Below are 3,207 nucleotides of genomic sequence, written 5' to 3'. Positions count from 1 at the left end.
ATACGGCAACCGTTTGCGGACAAACGATTTCTCAAAAACAGACCATTACCATTGCAGGGGATAATGAAGCTCCCATTTTTTCAGGAAAATTACCGAAAGATATTTCGATTACTGAAAATCAGGAAGTGCCAACGCAAGAAACGCTAAGCGCTACGGATAATTGTTCTGAAAAGGTTCAAGTAATTAAAAGGCAAGAAGAAAGGCAAGAAAAAGGAAATAAAGTAATCATTTATAAATGGGAGGCTTCTGATGAATGTGGAAATAAAGTTCTTCACGAACAGAAAGTTACGATACGAAAAACTTCACAGCCCACACCTCCTACCGGTGGAGTGCAACCACCTACAGGAACAGAGCCGACCCAAGAAATAATTGTTTACAATGGCGTTTCTACCGAGTCAGGCTCTGAAAATTACTTGAAATTTGAACCTATCGAAAATTATAAAAATCTTCAAATTGAGATTTTTAACGAATTAGGTCAGAAAGTGTATGAATCGAAAAGTTACCAAAAAAATGGCGAAGTTTTCCGAGGATATGCCAATGTAAAAGGAGTTTTCCGAAAAGGTAAACGTCTTCCAACAGGAACGTATTTCTATGTGTTTAAATATCAAAACATTACAGGAGAATCTAACACAAAACAAGGATATTTATATGTAAGATAATATTCTAACAGCTGTCCGAAAAAGTACATTTTAAACAAAAGTACATTTATAACACATTGATTATTAAGGATTATTTTCAAAATTATCAAAATTAGGCTTTTCGAACAGAATCCTAATTTTACAAAAATGATAAAACATGTTATATTTGCAAAAAATAAATGAAATATGAAACATCTTGCCTTTGTACTCCTTTTAATAGGACTTTCTCAGACTTTTGCCCAAACCGATACTTCGGGGAGAACCCTTCACCGAGCAACTCCCGAAATGAAAACCAAACTCCAACATACCAAACTCAAAGTAGGCTTTAACTTTGAGAATCAAACCCTAAATGGGGAGGAATGGCTCACGGCTTCGCCTTATTTTTATGCCACCGATAGCCTAATTTTAGATGCCAAATCAATGCTCATCCACGAGGTAAAACTCAATGACCAACCGCTAAAATATGCCTATGAAAACGATTTTTTGAAAATAAAATTGGATAAAATCTATCAGAAAAACGAAAACTACACCGTGTACATTCGCTATACGGCACAGCCTGAAAAAGTCATTGAAAAAGAGGGGACAAGAAGTGATGCCAAAGGCTTGTATTTCATCAATCCGAAAGGCGAAATTCCGGATGTGCCTACCCAAATTTGGACGCAGGGCGAAACCGAATCTTCATCGTGCTGGTTTCCTACCATCGATAAGCCCAACCAAAAAACCACACAGGAAATTTATATGACCGTTCCCGATAAATTCGTGACCCTATCCAACGGGATTTTAAAATCTTCCGTAAAAGAAGCCAATGACCTACGCACAGACCATTGGGTGATGGATAAACCTCACGCTCCGTACCTCTTCTTTATGGGCGTGGGCGATTTCGCCGTAGTAAAAGACACCCCGTGGCGAGGCACTATTCCCGTGGATTATTATGTGGAAAAAGAATACGAATCGGTGGCAAAAAAAATCTTTGGGCATACGGCGGAAATGATGGAGTTTTACTCTAAAAAATTCGGATATGATTTCCCTTGGCAGAAATACGCTCAAATGGTAGTTCGCGATTTTGTGGCAGGGGCAATGGAAAATACCACAGCGGTAAGTCACGCCGAATCTGCCCATCAGCCGGGCGAAGTTTTGGCAGACGAAAACTATTGGGAAGCCGTCATCGCTCACGAAATGGGGCATCATTGGTTTGGCGATTTGGTAACCACCGAAAGCTGGGCAAACCTCACCATAAATGAATCTTTTGCCAATTATTCCGAATATCTTTGGTACGAATACAAATACGGAAAAGATGCCGCCGACTATCACCTCAACAATAAAGTGGGACAATACCGCCACCGCTCAACGGATTTTCTGAAAAATTTGGTGCGTTTTGGGTACGATGATAAGGAAGATATGTTTGATTTGGTGTCGTACAACAAGGGCGGTGCGATTCTGCATATGCTTCGCGATTATTTGGGCGATGAGGCTTTTTTTCAAGGGATTACAGACTTCCTAAAAACTTATGAATTCGGCACAGGAGAAGCCCATCAGCTAAGACTTTCCTTTGAAAAAGTCAGTGGAAAAGACCTCAATTGGTTTTTCAATCAGTGGTTTTTCTCTCACGGGCATCCTTTCGTGGCTGTGGAAAAAAATTATGATGCAAAAACGCAAAAAATTCATTTGAAAATCATTCAAAATCAGGAAGAAGATGTGCTTTTTGAGTTTCCTTTGGAAGTGGATATTTATGAAAACGGAACTTACCACCGACACCAAGTTTGGGTAAAAGCTCAAAAGGAAAACGAATTTTATTTCTCGGCGAAGAAAAACCCTGATTTGGTGAATGTCAATCCGAGAGGTGTTCTTATTTGGGGGGAAGCATCGTATAAAACCCCTGCTGAATACGCCTTTCAGTACCAACACGCCAAAGACTTCAAAAGCAGATGGCAAGCAGTAGAATTTGCGGAAGAAAATCAGGATAATCTATTGCTAATGAAAGCGATAAAAGACCCTTTCTATCAAGTTCGAATTAAAGCCTTGAATGCTTTGGCAGGTCAGAAATTAAGCAAAAAAGAATTTGCAGAGATAGAAAAAATTGCCAAAACCGACCCTAAAAATTTGGTAAAATCGGCAGCAATGTGGACTTTGGCAGCGACCCAAAACCGAAAATATTTACCTGTTTTCGAAAACGCTTTGGGCGTACATTCGGCAGCCATACAAAATGCAGCACTCAACGGCATCGGCAAAATAGACTCTACACGAGCTAAAAACTTCCTATTAAAATCCGCTCCCGAAAATTTCACTTCCGACCAATTGGTTTGGGTATTTTCTGTAATCGTGGACAACAAAATGGAGAAATATTTACCAAAAGTGCTTCCGTACATTATTTATTATCCCTTCATAGAAAAGGACAACCCGAAACAAGCTGAAATTTTCCGCAAGGGCTACCTATGGGCAATGAGTTTAGACGATAAGGCTTTGGTAGAAATTATTGCCAAATCTTTCAGAGCGGCGGCTCCGTATTCCGACAAAGGTTCAGAAGCCAACAAAGCCACCATCAAAGTTCTGGACGAGGGCATCGCAGCCA

At 39.9% G+C, this 3,207-nt stretch carries 2 protein-coding genes; both read left to right on the top strand.

The features are described 5' to 3' along the window. The coding region (locus CCAND38_RS10730) for a T9SS type B sorting domain-containing protein (RefSeq protein WP_042345368.1) at positions 1 to 659 on the top strand (659 nt) is incomplete at its 5' end. A gap of 165 nt (positions 660 to 824) precedes the next feature. Then, positions 825 to 3,207: M1 family aminopeptidase (locus CCAND38_RS10725; protein ID WP_042345366.1), on the top strand; the 2,383-nt coding region annotated here is incomplete at its 3' end.

It is taken from the genome of Capnocytophaga canis (assembly GCF_000827555.1).
GTDB classification, from domain to species: Bacteria; Bacteroidota; Bacteroidia; order Flavobacteriales; family Flavobacteriaceae; genus Capnocytophaga; species Capnocytophaga canis.
This window is presented reverse-complemented; position numbering and strand designations above follow the sequence as displayed.